Annotated in this window: 26 protein-coding genes and 1 tRNA gene; 15 read left to right on the plus strand and 12 right to left on the minus strand. The window is 66.3% G+C overall.

Translation table 11 applies throughout. The features are described 5' to 3' along the window. Window positions 1-29: 29 nt before the first annotated feature. On the minus strand, window positions 30-320 hold the full coding sequence (locus KF730_RS00580; protein WP_294091525.1) for an alkylphosphonate utilization protein: 291 nt from the start codon (window positions 318-320) through the stop codon (window positions 30-32). Next, the gene (gene pgi, locus KF730_RS00585; RefSeq protein ID WP_294091527.1) at window positions 317-1,810 is read right to left on the minus strand and encodes a glucose-6-phosphate isomerase; all 1,494 of its coding nucleotides are present in this window, start codon (window positions 1,808-1,810) and stop codon (window positions 317-319) included. Before pgi ends, KF730_RS00580 begins: the two co-directional genes overlap by 4 nt. Before the next feature lie 102 nt (window positions 1,811-1,912). Between pgi and lepB the strand changes: the two genes are divergently transcribed. From lepB to KF730_RS00605, 4 genes are read left to right on the plus strand one after another with little or no spacing between them, the layout of a single operon-like run. After that, window positions 1,913-2,767 carry a signal peptidase I gene (gene lepB, locus KF730_RS00590; protein ID WP_294091528.1) on the plus strand — a complete coding sequence of 285 codons (855 nt, stop codon included), beginning with the start codon at window positions 1,913-1,915 and terminating at the stop codon, window positions 2,765-2,767. Beyond that, a complete protein-coding gene (gene rnc / locus KF730_RS00595; RefSeq protein WP_294091529.1) occupies window positions 2,764-3,432 on the plus strand; it encodes a ribonuclease III in 669 nt (222 codons plus the stop codon). The genes lepB and rnc overlap by 4 nt, the downstream gene beginning before the upstream one ends. A gap of 10 nt (window positions 3,433-3,442) precedes the next feature. After that, complete coding sequence (era, locus tag KF730_RS00600) at window positions 3,443-4,336, plus strand: GTPase Era (RefSeq protein WP_294091530.1); 894 nt, start codon at window positions 3,443-3,445, stop codon at window positions 4,334-4,336. Continuing rightward, entirely contained in the window at window positions 4,333-5,325 is a 993-nt protein-coding gene (locus tag KF730_RS00605; RefSeq protein ID WP_294091531.1) for a nitrilase-related carbon-nitrogen hydrolase, read from the plus strand. The genes era and KF730_RS00605 overlap by 4 nt, the downstream gene beginning before the upstream one ends. A gap of 85 nt (window positions 5,326-5,410) precedes the next feature. Here the strand turns inward: KF730_RS00605 and KF730_RS00610 are convergent, their stop codons facing one another. Then, window positions 5,411-6,109: an NAD-dependent deacylase gene (locus KF730_RS00610; protein ID WP_294091532.1), complete on the minus strand. Its 699-nt coding sequence runs from the start codon at window positions 6,107-6,109 to the stop codon at window positions 5,411-5,413. A gap of 57 nt (window positions 6,110-6,166) precedes the next feature. Here KF730_RS00610 and KF730_RS00615 point away from each other — a divergent pair, with 57 nt between their 5' ends. From KF730_RS00615 to KF730_RS00635, 5 genes are all read left to right on the plus strand, one after another. Then, window positions 6,167-6,493: a hypothetical protein gene (locus KF730_RS00615; RefSeq protein WP_294091535.1), complete on the plus strand. Its 327-nt coding sequence runs from the start codon at window positions 6,167-6,169 to the stop codon at window positions 6,491-6,493. Window positions 6,494-6,534: 41 nt separating this feature from the next. Beyond that, on the plus strand, window positions 6,535-7,263 hold the full coding sequence (gene dapB, locus KF730_RS00620; protein ID WP_294091537.1) for a 4-hydroxy-tetrahydrodipicolinate reductase: 729 nt from the start codon (window positions 6,535-6,537) through the stop codon (window positions 7,261-7,263). Further along, window positions 7,260-7,937: an endonuclease III gene (gene nth, locus KF730_RS00625; RefSeq protein ID WP_294091538.1), complete on the plus strand. Its 678-nt coding sequence runs from the start codon at window positions 7,260-7,262 to the stop codon at window positions 7,935-7,937. The genes dapB and nth overlap by 4 nt, the downstream gene beginning before the upstream one ends. A gap of 2 nt (window positions 7,938-7,939) precedes the next feature. After that, window positions 7,940-8,314: a hypothetical protein gene (locus KF730_RS00630; protein WP_294091539.1), complete on the plus strand. Its 375-nt coding sequence runs from the start codon at window positions 7,940-7,942 to the stop codon at window positions 8,312-8,314. Between the two features lie 42 nt (window positions 8,315-8,356). Further along, window positions 8,357-8,433, plus strand: a tRNA-Arg gene (locus tag KF730_RS00635). 151 nt (window positions 8,434-8,584) lie between these two features. On the opposite strand, the gene KF730_RS00640 is transcribed toward KF730_RS00635, so the two are convergent. The 3 genes from KF730_RS00640 to pal form a co-directional block, all read right to left on the minus strand. Beyond that, entirely contained in the window at window positions 8,585-9,811 is a 1,227-nt protein-coding gene (locus KF730_RS00640) for a glycosyltransferase family 1 protein (RefSeq protein WP_294091541.1), read from the minus strand. Window positions 9,812-9,873: 62 nt separating this feature from the next. Then, entirely contained in the window at window positions 9,874-10,254 is a 381-nt protein-coding gene (locus KF730_RS00645; RefSeq protein WP_294091542.1) for a hypothetical protein, read from the minus strand. Further along, window positions 10,244-10,762, minus strand: coding sequence for a peptidoglycan-associated lipoprotein Pal (gene pal, locus KF730_RS00650; protein ID WP_294091543.1), 519 nt, complete (start codon window positions 10,760-10,762; stop codon window positions 10,244-10,246). Before pal ends, KF730_RS00645 begins: the two co-directional genes overlap by 11 nt. 205 nt (window positions 10,763-10,967) lie before the next feature. On the opposite strand from pal, the gene KF730_RS00655 reads away from it, so the two are divergent. From KF730_RS00655 to pdeM, 5 genes are all read left to right on the plus strand, one after another. Then, window positions 10,968-12,500, plus strand: a complete 1,533-nt coding sequence (locus KF730_RS00655) for an ATP-binding protein (RefSeq protein ID WP_294091544.1) — start codon at window positions 10,968-10,970, stop codon at window positions 12,498-12,500. After that, window positions 12,500-13,180 carry a response regulator transcription factor gene (locus KF730_RS00660; protein ID WP_294091545.1) on the plus strand — a complete coding sequence of 227 codons (681 nt, stop codon included), beginning with the start codon at window positions 12,500-12,502 and terminating at the stop codon, window positions 13,178-13,180. Before KF730_RS00655 ends, KF730_RS00660 begins: the two co-directional genes overlap by 1 nt. 145 nt (window positions 13,181-13,325) lie before the next feature. Next, window positions 13,326-14,729 carry a dipeptidase gene (locus KF730_RS00665; protein WP_294091546.1) on the plus strand — a complete coding sequence of 468 codons (1,404 nt, stop codon included), beginning with the start codon at window positions 13,326-13,328 and terminating at the stop codon, window positions 14,727-14,729. A 113-nt stretch (window positions 14,730-14,842) separates the two neighbouring features. Next, window positions 14,843-15,286 carry a hypothetical protein gene (locus KF730_RS00670; protein ID WP_294091548.1) on the plus strand — a complete coding sequence of 148 codons (444 nt, stop codon included), beginning with the start codon at window positions 14,843-14,845 and terminating at the stop codon, window positions 15,284-15,286. A gap of 31 nt (window positions 15,287-15,317) precedes the next feature. Continuing rightward, window positions 15,318-15,980, plus strand: a complete 663-nt coding sequence (gene pdeM, locus KF730_RS00675) for a ligase-associated DNA damage response endonuclease PdeM (RefSeq protein ID WP_294091551.1) — start codon at window positions 15,318-15,320, stop codon at window positions 15,978-15,980. On the opposite strand, the gene KF730_RS00680 is transcribed toward pdeM, so the two are convergent. From KF730_RS00680 to KF730_RS00705, 6 genes are all read right to left on the minus strand, one after another. Next, window positions 15,977-16,675: a DUF2807 domain-containing protein gene (locus KF730_RS00680; RefSeq protein WP_294091553.1), complete on the minus strand. Its 699-nt coding sequence runs from the start codon at window positions 16,673-16,675 to the stop codon at window positions 15,977-15,979. The two genes, pdeM and KF730_RS00680, sit on opposite strands and share 4 nt — an antisense overlap. Before the next feature lie 30 nt (window positions 16,676-16,705). Continuing rightward, entirely contained in the window at window positions 16,706-17,437 is a 732-nt protein-coding gene (locus tag KF730_RS00685; protein ID WP_294091555.1) for a head GIN domain-containing protein, read from the minus strand. 113 nt (window positions 17,438-17,550) lie between these two features. Further along, the gene (locus KF730_RS00690; RefSeq protein WP_294091557.1) at window positions 17,551-18,084 is read right to left on the minus strand and encodes a CarD family transcriptional regulator; all 534 of its coding nucleotides are present in this window, start codon (window positions 18,082-18,084) and stop codon (window positions 17,551-17,553) included. A 283-nt stretch (window positions 18,085-18,367) separates the two neighbouring features. Next, window positions 18,368-18,706 (minus strand): ferredoxin FdxA, encoded by a 339-nt coding sequence (gene fdxA, locus KF730_RS00695; RefSeq protein WP_294091559.1) that lies wholly within the window; start codon window positions 18,704-18,706, stop codon window positions 18,368-18,370. Window positions 18,707-18,766: 60 nt separating this feature from the next. Continuing rightward, a complete protein-coding gene (locus tag KF730_RS00700) occupies window positions 18,767-19,066 on the minus strand; it encodes a S4 domain-containing protein (protein ID WP_294091561.1) in 300 nt (99 codons plus the stop codon). After that, on the minus strand, window positions 19,059-21,569 hold the full coding sequence (locus KF730_RS00705) for a helicase-related protein (protein ID WP_294091563.1): 2,511 nt from the start codon (window positions 21,567-21,569) through the stop codon (window positions 19,059-19,061). The genes KF730_RS00700 and KF730_RS00705 overlap by 8 nt, the downstream gene beginning before the upstream one ends. Window positions 21,570-21,826: 257 nt before the next feature. Here KF730_RS00705 and KF730_RS00710 point away from each other — a divergent pair, with 257 nt between their 5' ends. Then, window positions 21,827-23,299, plus strand: coding sequence for a M23 family metallopeptidase (locus tag KF730_RS00710; protein WP_294091565.1), 1,473 nt, complete (start codon window positions 21,827-21,829; stop codon window positions 23,297-23,299). The last annotated feature ends 95 nt before the right edge of the window (window positions 23,300-23,394 follow it).

The following is a 23,394-nucleotide window of genomic DNA, read 5'->3' on the forward strand; positions in this document are numbered from 1 at the left end:
AGTGCAGATAGGGAGCCGGGCTTCGCGGCTCAACGCTTGCGGACGAACTCGGCGCGCAGGACGAGGCCCTTGATGCCTTCATATTTGCAGTCGATCTCCTGCGCGTCTCCGGTCAGGCGGATCGACTTGATGAGCGTGCCGCGCTTGAGGGTCTGGCCCGCGCCCTTGACGGTCAGGTCCTTGATCAGGGTCACCTGATCGCCGTCCGCGAGGAGATTGCCAACCGCGTCGCGCACCTCGACGACCTCCGCCGCCGCAACTTGCGAAGCCGGCACCCATTCGCCGCTGGCTTCGTCATAGACATAATCTTCGTCGCTCATCCAAATGCCCTCCTGATCAAATCGTCGGTCGAGGCGTCGAAATCCATGCCACCCTGGTCCGCCGCCCTTGCCATCTGCTTGCCGAGCTCGACGCCGAACTGGTCGAACGGGTTGATGCCGAGCAGCACGGCGTTCACGAAAGTGCGCTGCTCGTAGAAGGCGATCAGCGCGCCAAGGGTTCGCGGGTCGAGCCGGTCGAGGAGGAGCGTCGAGGAGGGCCGGTCGCCGGGATAGGCACGCGCCGGATCATCGGCATGCTTGCCCGCCATCAGCGCCGCGCCTTGCGCGAACATGTTGAGGAGGAGCTGGCGGTGGTGATCCTCGGCGAGGCCGTCGCCGGGCTCGATCACCCCGACGAATTCGACGGGCACCAAATGCGTGCCCTGGTGGAGCAACTGGAACACCGCGTGCTGGGCGTCGGTGCCGACCCCGCCCCAGGTGATCGGCGCGGTCGGCCAGGTCACCGTCTCGCCCTCGGCGGTGACGCGCTTGCCGTTCGATTCCATCTCGAGCTGCTGGAGGTAGCTGGGCAGCAGGCGCAGCCGCTCGTCATAGGCGAACACGCCGCGCGTCTCGCAGCCGCGCGCCTGCGTATAGTAAAGGTCGGCGAACGCGGCGAGGACCGGGGCGTTCTTCTCCAGCGGCGTCAGGCGGAAATGGCGGTCCATCTCGGCGGCGCCTTCGAGCAGTTCCTCAAACGCGTCCCAGCCGAGCGCCAGTGCGGCGGGGAAGCCGATCGACGACCATAAGGAATAGCGCCCGCCGACGCTTTCCGAAAAGGGCAGGATGCGGGTTTCGTCCACGCCCCATTCGAGCGCCTTTTCGGGCGCGGCGGTGAGCGCGATCACCTGGCCATAGGGGTCCTCGACGCCGCCCTCGCGCATCCACAGCAACGCGCTTTCGGCGTTGAGCATGGTCTCGGTGGTGGTGAAGGTCTTGGAGGCGATGGCGAGCAAGGTGGTGTGCGGATCGAAGCGGTCCATCGCCTCTTCCAACGCCACGCCATCGACATTGGAGACGATCGCGACCTGATAGCGATCCGCATCGCGGCCGAGCGCATCGACGAGCAGATCGGGACCGAGCGCCGAACCGCCAATGCCGACATGGAGGATCGAGCGGACCGGGCCGAACGCTTCGGCCTCGATCGCGTCGATCACCGCGCGCATGCGGTTGCGATAGGCGCTGGCCAGCGCGACGCTTTCCGGCGCGCCCTCGCCGCGCTCGGCGCTATGCTCGGCGGCGCGGCCTTCGGTGACGTTGACGGCTTCGCCGGCGAACAGCGCGTCGCGCTTGGCGGCCAGGTCCATTGAGCCGGCGAGCGCGGCGAATGCGGAGATCGCCTCGGCGGTCAGGTGCGTCTTCGACCAGTCGAAATGGATTCCGGCGACATCGGCGCCGAGCGTCGCGACGCGGCCCTTGTCATTCTGAAACAGCTTCGTCAGCGGCTCAGGCTTGAGTGCTTTGATCGCGGACCAATCGGGCAAGGCCATGTTCATCTCCTGTCGGCCAGACCCCCTATCGTCCCAAACCTGCCCCTGCCAGCGGGATTCACCCGCTTGACCTGATCGCCCAGCCCAAGCAGAGCAAACCCCATGGAAACCACGCCCTCCGACGAAGCCGTTCCCGCCGGCCAGGAAAACGAAGCTCCCGCCGCCGCCATGGCTGCCGAACCCAAGTCGGAATGGCGCGATCTGGGCGTTTTTCTGCTCAAGCTGGCCGCGATCGTCTTCTTCGTGCGCAGCTTCATCTTCTCGCCGTTCGTCATTCCCAGCGAATCGATGATGCCGCGGCTGCTGATCGGCGACTATCTGTTCATCACCAAATGGAATTACGGCTATTCGCGGCATTCATTGCCGTGGAGCCTGCCGCTGATCCCGGGGCGCCTGTTCGGCGGCACGCCGACGCGCGGCGACGTGGTGGTGTTCAAGGCGCCGCCGACCAACAATACCGACTGGATCAAGCGCGTCATCGGCCTGCCGGGCGATACCGTGCAGATGGTCGGCGGTCAGCTGATCGTGAACGGCAAGGCGGTCCCCAAGCAGAAGATCGCCGACTTCACCCTGCCGATCACCCCCAATTTCACCAAGTGCCAGATCAATTTCCAGACGGTGGAAAACGGCCAACCCGTCTGCCGCATCCCGCGCTTCCGCGAGACGCTCGACAACGGCAAGAGCTATGACGTGCTCGACCAGGGCCTGAAGCCGCAGGACGATACCCAGATCTTCACCGTGCCGGCGGGGCATGTGTTCCTGATGGGCGACAATCGCGACAATTCGACCGACAGCCGCTTCAGCCATGAAGAAGGCGGGATCGAATTCGTGCCGCTGGAGAATCTGGAGGGCAAGGCGGTGGTCAGCTTCTGGTCGACCGATGGCAACGCCAATTGGTTCCTGCCCTGGACCTGGTTCACCGCGGCCCGCTGGAGCCGCATCGGGGAAGGCTTTTGAGCCCCGATCTTCGGGGGTGGATTCAAAGGACCTTTGGCGAAAAGCCGGTTGATCTGGCGGCGTTCGAGCGCGCGCTGACCCATGGCAGCCAGGCGGCCGCCAACTACGAGCGGCTCGAATTCCTCGGTGATCGCGTGCTGGGTCTCGTCATCGCCGAATGGCTGTACGAGCGGTTCGCCGGTGAGGCCGAAGGGGCATTGTCGCGGCGATTGAACGCGCTGGTGACCGGCGCGATGTGCGCCGGTGTGGCACGCGAAGTCGGCGTGCCGGCCTATCTCAAGCTCGGCAAGCAGGCCCGCGATGATGGCGCGGCGGACAGCGACAATGTCCTTGGCGACGTCATGGAGGCGCTGATCGGCGCGCTCTATCTGCAATCGGGGGTCGCGCCGGTGCGGGCGTTCATCCGCACGGCGTGGGAAAGCCGCATCGACGAACATGTCCAGGCGCCGCAGCACCCCAAATCTGCGCTGCAGGAATGGGCGGCGGCGAACAACCGCAAGCCGCCCGAATATGAGATCACCGATCGCTCGGGCCCCAATCATGCGCCCAAATTCGTGGTGACGGTGCGCATCCCCAAGCTTGCCGATGCCAGTGCCGAGGGGACCAGCAAGGGCGCGGCGGAGACGGCGGCGGCGGCGGTGCTTCTGGAGAAGTTGAAGAAATGACCCAGCCCAAATGACCCAGCATTGCGGCGTGGTCGCCATTGTCGGTGCCCCGAACGCGGGCAAGTCCACCCTCGTCAACGCGCTGGTCGGCCAGAAGGTCGCGATCGTCAGCCCCAAGGCGCAGACGACGCGCGCCAAATTGCTCGGCATCGCCATCGAAGGCGAGGCGCAGTTGCTGCTGGTCGATACGCCCGGCATCTTCACCCCCGAGCGCCGGCTCGATCGGGCGATGGTCGCCGCCGCCTGGGAAGGGGCCGAGGGCGCGGACCTGATCGCGCTGGTCGTCGATGCCAAGGGCGGGATCGGCCCCAAGGTCCAGACCGTGATCGACAGCCTGGCCGGGCGCCGCGAGCGCAAGATCCTGATCCTCAACAAGGTCGATGTCGCCGACAAGCCGCGGCTGCTCGGCCATGCCGCCAAGCTCAACGAGACCGGGCTGTTCGACGAGACCTTCTTCATCAGCGCCCAGACCGGCGATGGGGTGGCGGAACTGAAGGCGGTGCTGGCCGGGGCGATGCCCGAAAGCGACTGGCATTTCCCCGAGGACCAAGTCTCCGACGCGACCGAGCGGATGATCGCCGCCGAGGTGACGCGCGAGCAGCTCTATCTCCAGCTCCACGCCGAATTGCCCTATGCGAGCGCCGTCGAAACCGAGAAATATTCGGAGCGCGCCGATGGCTCGGTCGAGATTCACCAGCAGATCATGGTCGAGCGTCCCACCCAGCGCGCGATCGTGCTCGGCAAGGGCGGCAGCCGCCTCAAGGAGATCGGCAGCCGCGCCCGCGCCGAGCTCAGCCGGATCATGGGTGTTCAGGTTCATCTCTATCTTCACGTGAAAGTAAGGCCGGAGTGGCAGGAAGACCGCTCGCTTTACCGTGAAATAGGGCTGGACTGGGTGGAATGAGCGAAAAGCTGAAGGTCGCGATCGTACAGGATGCCCCGGCGCCGCTGGCCGTGGCGCAGGGCATGGAGAAGGTGGTCGCCAAGACCCGCGAGGCGATCGAGATGGGCGCGCGGGTGATCGCATTCGGCGAAGGGTTTCTCGGCGGCTATCCGGCCTGGCTCGATCATGTACCGGCGGTGTCGCTCTGGGATCATCCCGGCACCAAGGAACTGCACGCGCTGCTCCTCGCCCAGGCCATTCGCGGCGACGATCCGCGCTTCGCCCAGCTGCAATGGGCGATCGATATCGCCGGGGTTGCGGTCTCGGTCGGCGGCTTCGAGCGGATTCGCAACAGCCTCTACTCCACCCAATTCCTGTTCCGACCCAAGGCGCCGGTGCTGCGTCATCGCAAGCTGATGCTGTCTTCGTCCGAGCGTTTGTTCCTGGGCTCGGGCGATGGCTCGACGCTGGAAGTGCACGAAGCGCCATGGGGCCGCCTCGGCCAGCTCGCTTCGGACGAGCATTGGATGCCGCTGACTCGCGCGGCGATGCATCATGCCGGTGAAGCGGTGCACGTCGCCGCCTGGCCGACGCTCCACGACATCTCGATGCTGGCCTCGGCGCACTATGCCTATGAGGGCCGGACGTTCGTGCTCGCCGCGGGCACGGTGCAGGACAAGGCCGAGATGATCGCCGGCTATGAGGCTGCGGGCGGCGACGGCTCGGCGCGCAAGCTGCTCGATCGCCTGCCCGAGGGACAACTCCAGCATGGCCGCAGCGCGATTATCGCGCCCGACGGCGTGGTGCTCGCACAGGCAGGCGAGCAAGCGGAGATTTTGTTCGCCGAACTCGATCTGGGCGAGATCCCGCGTGGCCTGGCGACGCTCGATACCGATGGCCAGCATGCCCGGCCGGATGTGTTCGAGCTGCGGGTCGATCGCCGCACGCGGACGGGGATCGTCGATGTCGCCGACGATGATGCCGGCGAGGGCGAGACTCGGGCTGCTTGACGGCGGTTCTCCTGCGAAAGCAGGAGCCCAGGGCCGAGAGCGCGTGTGTTTGCAATCCTGAACCCCTGCTTTCGCAGGCGAACGATTAGCCTAGAACTTCATCAACCCACTCCGGCACCAGCTTGCCAGCCGGACCCAAGCGGCTTTCGCCGAACCACGCGCTGCCTTCGGACGGATCGAGGTTGAGCTCGAGCGTCCGGCTCCCATGATATTTGGCGGTCTGGACGAACCCGGCGGCGGGATAGACCGCGCCGGAAGTGCCGATCGAGACGAACAGATCCGCTTCGGCCAGCGCGCGCTCGATACCCTCCATCCGATATGGCATCTCGCCGAAGAAGACGATGTCGGGACGCAGCGCCGGTTCGCCGCAATCGGGGCATTCGGCCCTGGGCGGCAGCGAATCCTCCCAGTCATGGCGGATCCCGCACAAAGCGCACAGCGCCGATTTGAGCTCGCCATGCATGTGGATCAGCCGCTTCGCGCCCGCACGCTCGTGGAGATCATCGACATTCTGCGTCACGATCAGCAATTCGCCCGGCCACGCCGCATCGAGCCGGGCCAGCGCCAGATGCGCGGGATTGGGCTCGACCGACGCCAGCTTTTCGCGCCGCGCGTCGTAGAAGCGGTGGACCAGCTCGGGATCACGCGCCAGCGCCTGTGGCGTACAGACATCCTCGACGCGGTGCCCCTCCCACAGCCCGCCGGGACCGCGAAACGTGGCGATGCCGCTCTCGGCGGATAAGCCGGCACCGGTGAGGATGACGATGTTGCGGAGATCGCGCATGGACGGTTCCTTACCGCCCGCCATGCGCTTGCCGCAAATCCCGGCCTAGTTGCGCGCATGCTTTCCCTCGCCATCGCCTTGATCGTCCAGGATCGCACGATGCTACCCGCACCCGATGACGATGCGACGCGGACCGCCAGCAAGGCGTGCGATCCGAACGGCGAGGAGATCACGGTGTGCGGCAATACCGACATGTCGCGTTTTCGCAGCGGCCCTCTCGACGATGCGCGCTGGGCGGAGAAACCGGTGCGGCCCGATTTCAAGCTGCCCGGCGGTGGGCGCGGGAGCGTGCGCGCGGCCAACCGCAACGTCGGCGCGGTTTCGGCGCCGGCCGCCAAGGTGACGCTGGCGATCCCGCTCGGGCGCAGGCGCGCCAAGAAATAACTTCTGTTGCGCTGGCGCGCAGCTATGCCACAGACACGCGCATGATCAGCATCGGTATCTATGGCAGCCTCGGCCGAATGGGGCAGGCGATCGCGGACGCGGCGCCGGGGCTCGGCGCGCGGATCGCGGGCGGGGCGGACGCGCAGGACGATCCCGCGATCATCGCCGCCGAGGCCGATGTGCTGGTCGATTTCTCAGCGGCCAGCGCGATCGAGGCGCACCTCGCCGCCGCGCGCGCCGCGCGCACGCCGATCGTGATCGGTACCACCGGCCTCAGCCAGCGCCAGCATGACGCGATCGATGCCGCCGCGCGCGAGATCGCGGTGCTCCAGACCGGCAATACCTCGATGGGCGTCGGGCTGCTCGCCCGGCTGGTTCGCGAGGCGGCGGCGCGGCTGGGTGAGGGCTGGGACATCGAAATCGTCGAGATGCACCACCGCCACAAGGCCGACGCCCCTTCGGGCACCGCGCTGATGCTCGGCAAGGCGGCGGCCGAGGGCATGGGCACGACGCTTGCAGAGGCGCAGGTCACCGACCGCGCCGGACTGACCGGCGCGCGCGCGGGCGGCACGATCGGCATGGCGAGCCTGCGCGGCGGATCGGTGGTCGGCGATCACAGCGTGATCTTCGCGACCGCCGGAGAGCGCATCGAACTGATCCACCGCGCCGACGACCGCGCGATCTTCGCGCGCGGCGCGGTGCGGGCGGCGCTCTGGCTCGCCGGGCAGAAGCCGGGACGCTACACGATGGCCTCGGTGCTCGGGGTGTGAAGAAGGCGGACATAATCGAATTCTTCGCGCGGCTGGCGGAAGACAATCCGCATCCCGAAACCGAGCTCGAGTACGTCAACACCTATACCTTGCTGGTCGCGGTGGTGCTGTCGGCGCAGGCGACCGATGCCGGCGTGAACAAGGCGACCCGGGCTTTGTTCGCCGAGGTCGATACGCCCGCCAAGATGGTCGCGCTCGGCGAGGCCGGGCTCAAGCGGCATATCAAGACGATCGGGCTGTTCAACACCAAGGCCAGGAACGTCATCGCCCTTTCCGAAGCGTTGATTCGCGATCATGGCGGCGAAGTACCCGAAGATCGCGAGGCGCTGGAGAAGCTGCCCGGCGTCGGGCGCAAGACCGCCAATGTCGTGCTCAACACCGCGTTCGGCCATGAAACCTTCGCGGTCGACACGCACATCTTCCGCGTCGGCAATCGCACCCGTCTCGCGCCGGGCAAGACCGTGCTCGCGGTCGAGAAGAAGCTGGAGAAGGTGGTGCCCCAGCCCTTTCGCCTCCACGCTCATCACTGGTTAATCCTGCATGGCAGATACACCTGCAAGGCCCGAACCCCCGAATGCTGGCGATGCATCGTTTCCGATCTCTGCCCGTTCGAACCCAAGACCCCCGCGCCGCGCGCGAAGAGCCACGCCGGCGCCAGCCAGAAGGAACGCTGATCATGCGCATTCTGCTCGCCGCTTCCGCCCTGATCTTCGCCGCCGCCCCCGGCAGCGCCAGCAGGCAGGACCTTCCGCCCGCCACGCCGAGCGGCGATCCGGTCAGCTGCGTCACGCTCACCCAGATCAAGGAGACCAGGGTGCGCGATGGCCAGACGATCGATTTCGTGATGCGAAACGGCAAGGTCTATCGCAACACGCTCGACGGCGGCACGTGCCCGCAGCTGGGCTTTGAGAAGCGCTTCGCCTACAAGGTCAGCGGCAACCAGCTTTGCTCGGTCGATACCATCACCGTGCTGACCGAACCCGGGCTGAGCCGGGGCGCGAGCTGCGGCCTGGGTCAATTCCAGCCGGTGACGCTGGCCGCGGCTTATTGAGGCACTGGCGCGCGCCCGTTCGCTTTGCTAGGCGGCGCTCAGGCACCCGTAGCTCAGCTGGATAGAGCGCTGCCCTCCGAAGGCAGAGGCCACAGGTTCGAATCCTGTCGGGTGCGCCATTTCTTTCTTTGAGATGCTCGCATGAGCTCGCGCGGCTACCCGGCCTTGCGGATCCTGACGGGATCGATAGGGCCACGATTTAATTGATGGTTGTCGGAAAGTTTGCGCCTTGGGGCCATCATCGAACAGCGGCCGACGATCCCGGGCCTCTCAATCTGTCAGAACATTTCGATAGCGGTAAAGCACGTCGTTGAGAATCGTGGGCCAGCGATATTCGGCTGACGCACTTGCTGCGTCGCGCTGCATCGCTCTACGGAGGTCGGGAGCATCGATCAGCATTTCCGTGGCATCCGCGAACGCCGCCGGCGTCGGCGCGACCAGCAGGCCCGAGCGGCCATGATCGATCAGCGCCTGGGCGCTGCCGACATCGGCGCTGACTACCGCCACACCTGAAGCCATCGCCTCGAGGTTCACATTGCCGAACGCTTCGGTGATGCTGGGATTGATGAGAATATCGGCGCTGGCGATGGCGCGGCCGAGCGCGGTACCTTCGAGATGGCCGACGAACAGCGCGTCTGGGAGCAATTCGCGCATCTTGCGTTCGGCCGGCCCTATGCCCACGATCAGCGGGCGCAGGTCATGGCCGCGTTCGCGCAGTTCGCCGATCGTGTCGGCAAAGACCTGAATACCCTTTTCGATCACCAGTCGCCCGAAGAATAGCGGGACAATCTCGTCATCGCGATAGCCGTGCGCGCGGCGCCAGCCGAGGTTGCGCAGCGCGGGCGAGAAGGCGCTGGGATCGATGCCGCGGCCCCACAGCGCGATGCGCCCGGGCTTGACGTCCATTTCGATCAGGCTCTGCGCGCACGACTGGTTGGGCGCGAGAACGCAATCGCTGCCGCGATAGAAGCGGCTGAGACGGCGCTCGGCCCAGCGGCGCAGCATCCCGAGGCCGTAATAATCGAAATAGGTCTCGAAGCGGGTGTGCAGACTGGCGACGATCGGCACGCCAATGCGGCGCGCGAAGCGCTGCGCGGCGGTGCCGAGCAGATCGGGGGCCGAGACATGGATCAGGTTGGGGCCGAAGCGACGAATATCGTCCTTCACCGCTTTGGGCAGGCCCAGCGCGATGCGGAATTCGCTGCGTCCCGGAATCGGCACCGAGCGCACCGAAACGAGATCACCCGCCGGGGCGAAGGCGGGCTCGGCAATCGTCGGCGAATAGACGCGCACCGCCGCGCCCTGCTCGATCAGATGGGCCACTAGCTTGTTGAGCGCGCGGTTGGCACCGTCGCGCACGCAATTATAATTGCCCGAAAACAGGGCGATGCGCAGCCCGGCGCCAGGCTTGTCGTTCGCGGCGCGGGGGAGCTCGCCGCTGCCGGCCAGGCGACGCGATGGGGCACGGATGGGCTCGGCGGCAGGACCGATCGGCATGGGAGAACGCGCACGCATGGCCAAGGCATTTGGAAAGCTGATGGGGCGGTTGATCATGATTGTTACTGGCTGACGCCATGATGATGGCCGGATGACGATTTCTTCATCTTCGACTGGAGAGTGCAGTGGCGATACGGGCCGCCAGCCGCGCCGATGAGGAAACCGTCCGCGCCGTCCTGGGCGAAGGCGACGACGTCCGAGCCGTAACGCAGCGCGATCGAACCTTGCCGCCGTTGCAGCACATAGACCTGGTTGGCCGCTTCGACCCGAGCGAGGGAGCCGTTAAGCGTGACGGCGAAGCCGCTGCCGTCGTGGCAGCGGAAGCTGCGCAACTCTGGCGAAGCAATGGCGCAGGATGCCGAGAACGGCAGCGCGATCAGGGGCGCCGCCCATATCGCGTATTGCCGTTCCGCCCGCGAACCTCGTTTAAAATCAGCGGTCATTATACAGGATGACGACGGACACCGCCCGCCGGTTCTGCGCATGACTCGCCTCGTCGGAGCCGAGCACCTCGGGGCGTTCCTTGCCATAGGTGAGGGTGGTGATCCGGCTGGGCGCGATGCCCTGAAGGATCAGGAAGTCCGCCGCCGCCCGTGCGCGGCGCTCGCCGAGCGCGAGGTTATATTCGCGGGTGCCGCGCTCGTCGGCATGGCCTTCGACCGAGAAGGCGACCTGCGGGTGCTGGCGCAGCCATTGCGCCTGGCGCGTTAGCGTGGCCCGTGCCTCGGCCGACAGCATATGGGCGTCGAAGGCAAAGAAAACGCGATCCGAGCCGGCGCTGGCCGCAAGATCGGCCTGCAGGCGCTTGAGCGCGGGATCCTGCTCGTCATTGCCATAGGGGTCACCACCGCCCGGCGTCAGTTCGCTGACATTGCCCGGTGTCGCGCGCTTGGTGCAGCCGCCGAGCATCGCCGCGCCGATCAGGACCGCAACCATCAAACGCCTCTTCATATTCGCCTCCGGGAAATGCTTCGGAAACATCCCCTAGCGGCGGCGGCGGAGCAGGCGTTACTATAGGTTTTTTATGCATGTACCCCGGCGGCGCGCGATGCCTATTTCACCCTTGGAACGCAGGATCGCCGCCCAGCGGACCCTGGACTCCCAATGGAGGCTGCGTTTCCACCACGACGGTGGGTATCCCGAATCTTCTCGGCCGATGCCCACCGTCGCGGACCAGCAGGACGACGATTCCGCGATGACCTCTCCTTGGACCGCCTTCCGATCCCGGTTCCTGCGCCCGCATTTGCATCTCGATCGCGGCGAGCTGCTGGTCACCGCGGCGACCCTGGCGCTGTCGTCGCTGGCGGCGTTCGCGGCGCATGACTTTGGCGAGGTCGCCTCGGCGCTGGTGTTCGTCCTGGGCATCACCATTGCCGGCGCGCTTTCCGGTCTCGCCTCGGCGCTGCTCGCCGCGCTGGCGGCATTCCTCATCTATAATTTCTACCTGACCGAGCCAGCGCTGACCTTCCGCCTCGCCACCGGCGGGGATATCGCCCCGCTGATAGTCTTCAATCTGTGCGCACTGGTCTCGGGCGTGCTGGCCGGGCAGCTCAAGGACCATGCACAGGCGGCGCGATCGAGCAATCTCCAGCTGAACAGCCTGCTGGCGCTCAGCCAGGCGCTGCAGGTCGCGCAGCGCCAGTCCGACATGATCGCGACGATCGAGCGCGCCGCGCACGAGATCCTCGGCGCGCGTGTCGCGCTGTACCGGATCGAAGGTGATACGCCGCGCAGCCTCTCACCGAGGCCGGTCGAGCCGGAGTGGCAGGTGTTCGCCGAGTGCGTGGCCCGGCAGGGGATGCTGGTCGAGCGCGGGCTGATGGGGTTGTGCCTCGATCCTCGCGATGCCAGCCTGGTACTGGTGCTTGAGCCGCTGCGCCCGGCGGGAATCAAGCCCGCGTTCCTCGAAGCGCTGGGCAACCTCATCGCGCTGGCGCTCGAACGCGCCGCGCTCGCCGAGCGGATCGCCGAAGCGAGCGCGGCGGCGCGGGCGGAGGAGTTAAAATCGGCTCTTCTCGCCTCGGTCAGCCACGATTTCCGCACACCGCTGACCGCGATCAGCGCCTCGGCATCGAGTCTCGTCGCCTATAGCGAGAAGTTCGATCCCGCCACTGCGACGCGGCTGTTGCGTGGCATCGTCGAGGAATGCGAGCGGCTAAACCGCTACACCGCCAACCTGCTCGAGATGAGCCGGATGGAGACCGGCGGCGGCGCGCAACCGCTGCAGATATTGAGCGCTGCCGAGATGGCCGCCGCCGCGCTCCAGCGCGTCCGTCCCCGCGCGGGGTTACGGGAAATGACCTTGACCGCGCCCGACGACGATCTCCTCGTCGCCGCCAATCCGGCGCTGTTCGAACTGGTGCTGATCAACATCCTCGACAATGCGATCCTCTACAGCGGGGAGGATGCGCGGATCGTCGTGGCGATCCAGAGCGAAGCGGGAGCGTGTCAGATCGATATCGCCGACAATGGTCAGGGCATTCCCGAACATGCCTTGCTCCGGGTGTTCGATCGCTTCTACCGTGCCGGGCGCAGCGAGACGACAAGCCGGGGCAGCGGTCTGGGTCTCGCCATTGCCAAAGGTTTCGTCGAGGCGCTCGGCGGAACGATCGCGGCGAGCCTGCCCGGGATCGACGGGCAGGGGACACGCATTACCATCCGGCTGCCCTTTGCCGAGTTCTATGGCTGATGTCCCAGATTCTGCTCGTTGACGACGAACCCTCGCTGATCGCGGTACTCGAGCCGGTGCTGGAGGCGGCGGGACACAGCGTCCGGATCGCGTCGGACGGCACCCAGGCGCTGCGCATGGCCGCCGATCTCGATCCAGAGGTGGTGCTGCTCGATCTCGGGCTGCCCGATATCGACGGCAAGGACGTGCTGCATGCGTTGCGCGCGACCAGCGCGGTGCCGATCATTGTCATCTCCGCGCGCCACCAGGAGGCGGAGAAGATCGCCGCACTCGATCTCGGCGCCGACGACTATGTCAACAAACCCTTCGAGATCGGTGAGTTGATGGCCCGCATCCGTGCCGCGATCCGTCGCAATTCGAGCCTCAAGAGCGCGCCGACCGTCTATCGAGGCGGTCCGCTGGAAATCGATTTCGTCGCCCGCCGCGTGACGCTCGACGGCGAACCGACCAAGCTTTCGCCGAAGGAGTATGACCTGCTGCGCACCCTGGCACTGAGCGCCGGGCAGGTGGTAACCCACAAAAGGCTGCTGGCGGCGGGCTGGGGGGCGGAGAGCGCCGACAGCCAGTATCTGCGCGTCTATATCGGCCTGCTGCGCCAGAAGATCGAGGAAGACCCTAGCGACCCGCGCTTCCTGATCACCGAACCGGGGGTGGGATACCGGCTGGTCAGCGGAAGCTAGACCAAACCCGCCGGACCCGTCGATCGCGTATATTCCGCCAGAGAGATCTGCGTCACAAATCCGGGATCGCGCAGCCGTTCGGCCTTGCCGATCCTTTTGGCCGCAGGGCCTTGCGGGGTGCCGGGCGTGGGCCTAGCTCCCGTCCATGACCGACTCCGCAAACGCGCTCGATTATGCCGAGCGCCATATCGACGACAGCCTCGACCGGCTGTTCGCGCTGATGCGCGTGCCCTCGATCTCGACCGATCCGGCCTATGCCGAGGAGTGCCAGCGCGCCGCCAAGCTGCTTGCCGACGAGCTCAACCAACTCGGCTTCGAAGCGCGCGTCGCGCCGACGCCGGGGCATCCGATGGTCGTCGCGCATCATGATGGCCCAGACGGCGAAAACGTGCCGCATGTGCTGTTCTACGGGCATTACGACGTCCAGCCGGTCGATCCGCTCGAATTGTGGAAGCGCGATCCGTTCGATCCGGTGATCGAGACGCGCGGCGATGGCGCGAAGCAGATCGTCGGGCGCGGGGCGTCGGACGACAAGGGACAGCTGCGCACTTTCGTCGAGGCGTGCCGCGCGTGGAAGGAGGCCGCCGGGCGGCTGCCGTGCAAGGTCACGATCCTGTTCGAGGGCGAGGAGGAATCGGGCTCTAAGAGCCTGGAGCCGTTCCTCCATGCCCATGCCGAGGAATTGAAGGCCGATTTCGCGCTGATCTGCGACACGCTGATGTGGGATACCGAGACGCCCGGGTTGACCATCGGCCTGCGCGGCATGGCGGCGGGGCAGGTGACGGTGCGCGGGCCATCGCGCGACCTCCACTCCGGCCTTTATGGCGGAGCCGCGCGCAATCCGATCCAACTGCTCAGCACGATCCTCGCCGAACTGAAGGACAAGGACGGCCGCGTAACCCTCGCCGGCTTTTACGATGGCGTGCCCGAGGTCGGCGAAGCTGTCCGCGAGAGCTGGGACGCGCTCGGTTTCGACGACACGGAATTCCTCGGCGAGATCGGTCTCAGCGTGCCGGCCGGCGAGAAGGGCTATGAGGTGCTCGAACAGGTCTGGGCGCGCCCGACCGCCGAGATCAACGGCATCTGGGGCGGCTATACCGGCGAGGGCTTCAAGACCGTGATCCCCGCCGAGGCTCATGCCAAGATCAGCTTCCGGCTGGTCGGCACGCAGGATCCGGACAAGGTCTGGGCGGCGTTCGAAGAACATGTTCGTTCGCGCCTGCCCGCCGATTGCACCGTCGAATTTGCCGGGCGCGGGCCGGGCAGCCCGGCGGTGAGCGTATCGAGCGACAGCGGTCCGCTGACGGCGACGCGCGCCGCGCTCGATGCCGAATGGGGCAAATCGGCGCTGATCGGCTGCGGCGGCGGCATCCCGGTGGTCACTTCGATTTCGAAGATCCTCGGCATGGACACCGTGCTGGTCGGCTTCGCGCTGACCGACGACAATATCCATTCGCCCAACGAGAAGTACGATCTCAAGAGCTTCCACAAGGGCATCCGGTCCTGGGTGCGGATACTGGCCGAAATCGGGGCAATGCGACCCGATTAAGCACAACACGTCCGTCACCCTGAACTTGTTTCAGCATCCAACGTGCAACAAGCTGGAACAGGGCTTGCTGAGCGCTGGATGCTGAAACAAGTTCAGCATGACGGGGGTGAGGGATGACTAGGTTCGCATGGATGGCGGTGTTGGTGCTGGCAGGCTGCGAGCCTGCGCCTGTCGCGACCATCGCCAATCAAGCTGAGGTGTCGACCAACGCTGCAGAGCCCGCCGCTCCCGCTCCGGTCGCGACTTCGTCGGCAGTGGCGGCGTCGCCGATGGCGCAGTGGCTGGTCGGGGCCTGGTCGTATGACACCAGTTGCGCGACCGATTTCATCCTCCATTACAATGCCGATGGCACGCTCCAGAATGGCGAGGATTCGGGCCATTGGGCGATCGACGGCGACAAGGTCACCGAGACGATTTCGGAGCGTTTCGAGATGGGCAGCGATGCGCCGATCAAGCTCGACCGGCCCGAGACGCGCAGCTACACCGTCGCGCAGATCGACGCCGACAAGGGCAATCTGACCTTCCAGGGCAAGAAAATCCCGATCCTGCGCTGTTGACGCGGAAGACGCTGCGCACGATAGCGGCGATATGGTTCCCCTTTCGTTCGCTGGCCATGATTTCAAGGCGCTGGCCGAAGGCGCGCTCTATTGGCCGGCACGGCGGGCATTGCTCGTCGCCGATCTCCATTTCGAGAAAGCGAGCTGGTTCGCGGTGCGCGGCCAGATGCTGCCGCCCTATGATTCGATCGCGACGCTCAGCGACGTCACCGCTCTGGTCGATCGCACCGATGCCCGCGAACTCTGGTGTCTTGGCGACAGCTTTCACGATTCGGCCGGCTGCGAACGTCTCCCCGACCAGGCCCGGGCGATGCTGACCGCGCTGACCGCGCGGCTCGACTGGCGCTGGATCACCGGCAATCACGATTCCGCGATGGTAGATCATTGCGGCGGCGCCATCGAGGAGGAGGCGTTGGTCGACGGGCTGGTGCTCCGCCACGAAGCCGAGCCGGGCGATCCGCGCCCCGAGCTATCCGGGCATTTCCATCCCAAGCTGCGGCTGCGACTGCGCGGACGGCATGTCGCGCGGCGCTGTTTCGTCGCCACCGAGACCAAGCTGATCCTGCCCGCTTTCGGCGCGCTCACCGGCGGGCTCGACGCGCATCACCCCGAGATCATTCGCGCGGTGGGGCACAAGGCGCAGGCGCTGGTCGCGCTCGAAACCAGGTTGTTGCGCTTTCCGATCGCCGCCTAGCGCCGGATAACCTCGCCCGCGCAGCTGATCGTGGCGGTGCCCCGGACCTTGCACTCGGGGTTACCGAGGATCGTCACGGAACCGTGCCCCGATGCGGTGACCTGCGCGGTATAGCGCACGCCGATGACGAGTGGCCCGTAGCTCTCCCATAGCAAGGTCGCGTCATTGGCGAGCAACCCGCTGCCATCGACGGTACCGCCCACCGCGCCGCGGATGCGCAGGCTGGTCGCGGTGCCGGACAGCTTGAGCATGCCCATGCCGTTATGCGCGACGAAGAGTTCATCGGCGCGGATTGCGGCGACGTCGAGCGAACCGGTGCCTTCGAGCGATAGATCGATGCGCGGCGCGCGCATGTCGCTGACATGGATCGCCGCGCCACCATTGGCGACGATCCCGCGCAGCAGCGGCGTCGCGATGCGGATCCGCGTCGTCCGTGGCGTATCGTGTTTGCGGACCGCGAAGCCGCTCGCGCCCGAGTTGACGATCAGGGTACTGCCCTGGACCTGCAGCGACAGCCGGTCGAGCGCGGCGGGGTCGCCCTCGGCGGAAGCGCCGCCATTGCCGGGGACGATCTCGACTTCGAAGGGGCCGTTGATGCGAACCCGGTCGAAGCCGGTGACCATGTAGCGGCGCGCATCGCCGGGCGCGCCGGCGGCGGTCAGACAGAGAAGCGAGGCGAGAGCGAGGGCGCGCATGCCGCACCCTCGCACCCGATCCTCACGCCATCAAGAGCAGTGCGCCTCGCCCGATCCGACGGTGTTGACCGCGCATTTGGCGCCGCCGGTCAGCGTGACGTCGCCCGATCCGACGATCGAGACCGCCGCGCCGCCCTTGATCACGCCGCGCATGTCGCCCGAACCGGCGATCGAGACTTCGCCGCTATTGGCGGTAAGGCCGCTGGTATCGATATCGCCCGAACCGGCGATCGAGGCGGCAAGCTTCTCGGTCGTGCCCTTGGCCGAGATACTGCCCGATCCGGCGACCGACAGGGTGGCGAGGCCGCCCTTCAGCTCGGCAATGTCGATATTGCCCGATCCCGAGATGGCGGCGGACACGTCGCCCTCGGCGCGCTCGATGCTGAGATCGCCCGATCCGCTGACGCCGGCGGAGCTCAGCTTGGGCATCACGACGTGGATGCGCGCGCCGCGGTCACGGTCGAAGAACGAGCCGCGGCTATCCTTGCGGGTGATCCGCAGATTGCCGCCCACGACTTGGATATCGAGCTGATCGAGCACCTTGGGATCGCCCTCGGCGGTGACCGAGAAGGCGTTGCCGATCTTGACGTCGACATCGTCGGGGCCGCCGACATCGACGCCGGTGAAGCCGGTCGCCGCATAGGTACGCGAGGCGCCGGGACCGCTCGGGGCGATGCTCGCGCCGCCTTCCTTTTCCCATTTGGATTGGCAGGCGGCGGTGCCTGCCAGCAGCGGCACCAGGGCGATCATCAACAGGCGCATCATTCTCTCCCGAACTACGTGTATTGCACAAACAATACACTGATTGCCTTAAAAAGAAAAGGGGCGGCGAGTTTCCCCGCCGCCCCTTTGTATATCGGTTGTCCAGCGCGCGATTAAGCCGGAACCTTGTCCTTGTTCCAGACCGCGGCCGCGACCTTGAGGATCTCGACGATCTTCACCAAGGCAGCCGGCTCGTCGATCTGCTCCATCGCGGCCAGTTCGCGCGCGAGGCGCGACGCCGCTGCTTCGAAGATCTGGCGCTCGGAATAGCTCTGCTCGGGCTGATCCTCGGCGCGGAACAGGTCGCGGACCACTTCGGCGATCGACACGAGGTCGCCCGAATTGATCTTGGCTTCATACTCCTGGGCACGGCGCGACCACATGGTGCGCTTGACGCGGGGCTTGCCCTTGAGCGTCTCGAGCGCTTCGCGAAGCGTCTTGTCGCTCGAAAGCTTACGCATACCGACGCTTTCCGCCTTGTTGGTCGGAACGCGCAGGGTCATCTTCTCTTTTTCGAAGCGGAGGACGTACAGTTCGAGCTGCATCCCCGCGATTTCCTGTTTCTGAAGCTCTATGACACGGCCAACGCCGTGCTTGGGGTAAACGACATAATCGCCGACATCGAAGGACAGCGCCTTGGCAGCCATGTGCGTGCAACCTTTCCGTGAATAAACCGCCCCGACGATTGCGGCGTCAGCCCGAGCGCGATAGACGGCCGGGCTGGCGATCGGGGCAAACTGATTTGCTTCTCCAGGCAAAGACGGTTTTTCGTCTTCGTCCCGATCCTTTTAACACGCCCGCAATAAAATTACCACACCCGCGTCACTGTGCAGGTGCGGAAAATTACGGTTCTCCGCAGCCTTTTCGCCCCTCTGGACGCTGCGGACCGTCGATTTTTCGATTTTCAGGTCAAGTGCGCGACTCGGCGCGTCAGCTGCCGGTGCCCGGTTCCGCCGAGAAATATTTTTCGAACTTGCCCTCTTCGCCCTTGAACGCGTCGGCATCGGCGGGAACGTCGCCCTTCTGCGTCACGTTGGGCCATTCCTCCGAATAGGTGCGGTTAAGCTCCAGCCACTTCTCCAGCCCGTTCTCGGTATCGGGCAGGATCGCCTCGGCCGGACATTCGGGTTCGCAGACGCCGCAATCGATGCATTCGTTGGGATTGATGACGAGCATGTTCTCGCCCTCATAGAAGCAATCGACCGGACAGACCTCGACGCAGTCCATATACTTGCACTTGATGCAGGCATCGGTGACGACATAGGTCATGGCAAGCGGGCCCCTTGGTACGAACGATTTGGCCTCTGCTATGCCCCTCGATTCCCCCCGTCAATCAATCGGCGCTTCCTGCGAGACGTTCTCAGTTCTGAGGTCCTGATAGCAGGCCAGCGCCTCCGCCGGAGGGCCGCGCCGCCGGGGTAGCGCCTCGACGCGGAGCACGCGGACCTTGCCGAACAGCGGAAAGGCGAGGATGCATCCAACTCGCACCGGCGTCGAGGAGCGCTCGATCCGGCGGCCGTCGATGCGCAGCAGGCCCTTTTCGGCGATCGCCTGCGCGGCGCCTCGCGTCTTGGCGATCCGCGCGAACCACAGGAAGCGGTCCAGCCGCATCGTCTCGCCTTCAGCCATGGCGCAGGCTCGCAAGCACGGCGAAGGCGTTATCGGCGGTCGGTGCCTTGGCGGGTGCGACTGGAGTCAGCCCGTGCCAGATCCAGTGTTGCGGCTGTCCCTCACGGACCCTGGCGGCCTTGAACCCCAATTGCGCCATCAGCCGCGCCAGCGTCTCGGGCTTGACCCCCATCGAGGTGGCGAGCGCGAGATCGGGTGCGAACGGCTTGCGACCTTTCCGGCTGTCATGCGCGGCGCGGGCGATGCGCTCGACCAGATCGACGCGCACCGCCTGCGCGCCCAGCGGGCGATAGCCGTGCGGCAGATCGGCGCCGGGCGCGCCCCGGGGCAGCACGGTCGCACCGTCAGGCGGAACGTCGCTCAGTCCCATCAGCTCGCGCCGCCACCGTGCCGCTTGCGGCTTGAGCAGGGCGGGCGCGAACAAATCGAGCGTGCCGATCGTCACCCCGATCCGCCGCAGGGTCTTGCGCGCATCCGGCGCAAGCGCATCGATCAGCCGCGCGGCGGCGCGGCGCGGTAGCAGTCCGCCCGCCTCCAGCAAGGCGCCCGCCAGCGCGCGCAATTCGCCGCTCGCCGCGCTGTCGCGGGTGGCCGCGTCGAGCCTGGCGAAGACCGGCAGATACCGGGCAAGCTGCGCCGCGAACCACGTCTCCAGCCGCTCGCGCACGGCGATGCGGGCGGGCGGATCGAGCACGTCAAGGGCTCGGTCGAGTGTGATCTTCGGCCGGGCGAGACTGGCACCGGGCCCGAGTTCGGCGACCGCCAGACCCCGCCATTCGAGAAGCTTGCCGTTCAGCGCCAGCGCGTCGTCTTCGGCATCAGCCAGCGCCGCACCGCGCTTGCGATATTCGCTCGCCAGCCGCTTTTCCGCCGCCGCCAGCAGCATCTTCCTGTCCGCGGCCCGCGCCTGCGGATCGACCTTGAAGCGGAAGCCTTCGAGCGAGCCCAGCACATGCTCCTCGACGCTGACTTCGCCCTCCGGCCCGATCGTCACCGGCAGGTTCGAGGCATCGGCGCCGATCTGGCGGAGCAGCACGGTGGTCCGCTTGTCGACGAAGCGCTGGGTCAGGCCGGCATGCAGCGCGTCGGACAGTCTTTCCTCGATCGCCCGCGTGCGCCCGGCCCAGTGATGCGGATCCTCCAGCCAGTCCTGGCGATGGGCGATATAGGCCCAGCTCCGCGTCGCGGCGATGCGCCCGGCGATGGTCTCGACATCGCCGCCCATATGGTCGAGCCGCTGGATCTCGTCGGCGAACCATTGGTGCGGTACATGCCCGCGCCCTTCGGACAAATGCCCGAACAGCCGCCCGACGAAACGGGCATGGGGATCGACGCCGAGCTTGCGGAAATCGGGCAGACCGCACGCCGCCCAGAGCCGCGCGACCATGAACGGCGAGCGCACGCGGTCGCGCACCCATGCCTCGTCGGCCAGCCGCTTGAGCACCGCCAGATCGATCGCCTGTGGCGCCGCGCGCAGCACTTCATGCTCGGGCTTGGCCTCCAGGCTGGCGATCAGATCGTCGATGCTGGCAAAATCCGGCTCGCCCTCGCGCCAATAAAGCCTTTCCAGCGGCCGCACCCGGTGCGCCTCGATATTGAGCACTTCCTCGGGCGTGAAGGCGTTGGGCCCTTCCTCGTTCAGCGCCCCGAACGTCCCGTCTTTCTGGTGCCGCCCGGCGCGACCGGCGATCTGCGCCATCTCGGCCACGGTCAGCCGGCGCTGGCGGCGCCCATCGAACTTGGTGAGGCTGGCAAAGGCGACATGGTGGACATCCATGTTGAGCCCCATGCCGATCGCATCGGTGGCGACGAGATAATCGACCTCGCCGGCCTGGAACATCTCGACCTGGGCGTTGCGGGTGCGCGGAGACAGCGCCCCCATCACCACCGCCGCGCCGCCGCGCAGGCGCCGTAGCGTCTCGGCCACCGCATAGACTTCCTCGGCGCTGAACGCGACGATCGCGCTGCGCCGCGGCAGCCGCGACAATTTCCTGGCGCCCGCATAGCTGAGCGTCGAGAAGCGCGGCCGGCCGATGATCTCGGCATCGGGCACCAGCGCCCGCAGCATGGGTTTGAGCGAATCCGATCCCAATATCATCGTCTCGGCGAAACCGCGCGCGCGCAGCAAGCGGTCGGTAAACACATGCCCGCGTTCGGGATCGGCGCCCAATTGCGCCTCGTCCAGTCCGACGAACGCGAACTCCCGCGCGTTTCTGCCGTCGGCTCCGGCCAACATGCCGCCACTGAGCGGCATCGACTCCGCGGTGCACAGGAACCATTTCGCCTTGGGCGGGAGGATCTTCTCCTCGCCCGTCACCAAGGCGACATGCTCGGCGCCCTTCAGCCGGACGACGCGGTCATAGACCTCGCGCGCCAGCAGCCGCAGCGGGAAACCCATCATGCCGCTGGCGTGCCCGCACATCCGCTCGACGGCGAGGTGGGTCTTGCCGGTATTGGTGGGGCCGAGCACGGCGGTGATCGGCGAACGCGCGAACTGACTCATTACGCAGTAAGATCGTCGCGAGTCGCGCGAATCGCAACCATTTGCTGGCGGTCGGGCAAGTTAACCACATTGGTTTAGTTAGCAGATTTGGTGAAAGCATCCCTTCATCTTCGGTGTGGCACAACTCATCGCAGGTGGGACACCCATGGGTGCTGCTTAATTTGACTTTAACGTGCCTCCTCCACAGTGATCGTACCCGGAGCCGGGGGATGCGGCATCATTTGCGGACCGATTTTGGGGGGCGTCAGCCTTTGTTCGTGCGTAGCGATGACAGCAGCGGGATGATCGGAGGCGCCGGAGCTGGCGTCCTCGCGCCTGCGCCCCAGGTGTTCACCGCCAAATTCCGCCGCCGCTTCTCCGATTTCGATGTCATGCCCGATCTCGGCTCGCGCATCGGCACGCTCACCTGGTATCGCGGCGCCGCCACCTGCATCGGCCTGTGCGCGCTGACGCTTCTCCTCGCGCCCGGCTTCGAGAACCCGATCTACGGCACCGTTCCGCCCAAGATGACCGGCGCCGAATTCGACGCGACCCGCGCGCAATCGATCCTGCCGCTCGGCCAGGGCGCCACCACCGGTTACCGCGTCGCCGCGTCGAAGCTGGTCGCGCCGCTCACCGACACCCCCGAACGGCCGATGATCAATCTCGATGTCAAGCTCGCCTCGGGCGATGCCCTGCTCGGCGCGCTGCAGCGCTCGGGCGTCGGCAAGGGCGATGCGAGCGCGATTGGCGCGCTGATCACCAAGGCCGTGGCGCTGGGCGATATCCAGCCCGGCACGATGCTCGATCTCACGCTTGGCCGTCGTGTCGACAAGTCGCAGCCGCGCCCGCTCGAAAAGCTGGCGCTGCGCGCGCGATTCGATCTCAAGCTCGAAGTGGCCCGCAATGGCGGTGGCCTGAGCCTCAAGGAAATCCCGATCGCGATCGACCGGACGCCGCTGCGCATCCAGGGCACGATCGGCAGCAGCCTCTATCGCTCGGCGCGCGCCGCCGGCGCTCCGGCCAAGGCAGTCGAAGCCTATATCAAGACGCTGGCCAGCCGCGTGCCGGTGTCGCGGCTCGGTTCGGGCTGCAAGTTCGACATCATCATCGGCCAGGCCCGCGCCGAGACCGGCGAGGTCCAGCTCGGCAATCTGATGTATGCCGGGGTCAGCGGCTGCGCCAACAATGTCCAGATGCTACCCTGGGAAGCCGACGGCAAGACCTCCTGGTATGACGGCGCCGGCAAGGGCGAGACTACCGGGATGATGGGCATGCCCGCCAATGGCCGCTTCTCCTCGGGCTTTGGCATGCGCCGCCATCCGATCCTCGGCTATACCCGCATGCACAAGGGCATCGATATCGCCGCGGCCTATGGCTCGCCGGTCTATGCCGCCGCCGATGGCACCGTCCAGATCGCCGGGCGCAGCTCGGGCTATGGCAACCTCATCAAGATCAGCCATGGCGGCGGCAATGGCAGCGGCTATGGCCATCTCAGCCGTATCTATGTCCGCCCCGGGCAAATCGTCCGCAAGGGTCAGCAGATCGGCGCGGTCGGCAATACCGGCCTTTCGACCGGCCCGCACCTCCATTACGAATGGTATCGCAACGGCGTCGCGATCAATCCGCGCTCGGTGTCGTTCAGCTCGACCAAGCAGCTGACCGGCGGCGACCTCGGCCAGTTCCGCGCCAAGCTCGGCGCGATGCTGGCGGTGCCGGTGGGGCATGGCCTCGAAACGGACGACGACTGAGTTTTAGGCGCTCTCTCCCTGGAGGGGCGGAGAGCTGTCCTACATCGCCCGAACCTGTCATTCTTCCCGCATGACCGTCGCGCTGTGCTTCGCCG

Source organism: Sphingomonas sp., from assembly GCF_019635515.1.
GTDB lineage: Bacteria > Pseudomonadota > Alphaproteobacteria > Sphingomonadales > Sphingomonadaceae > Sphingomonas.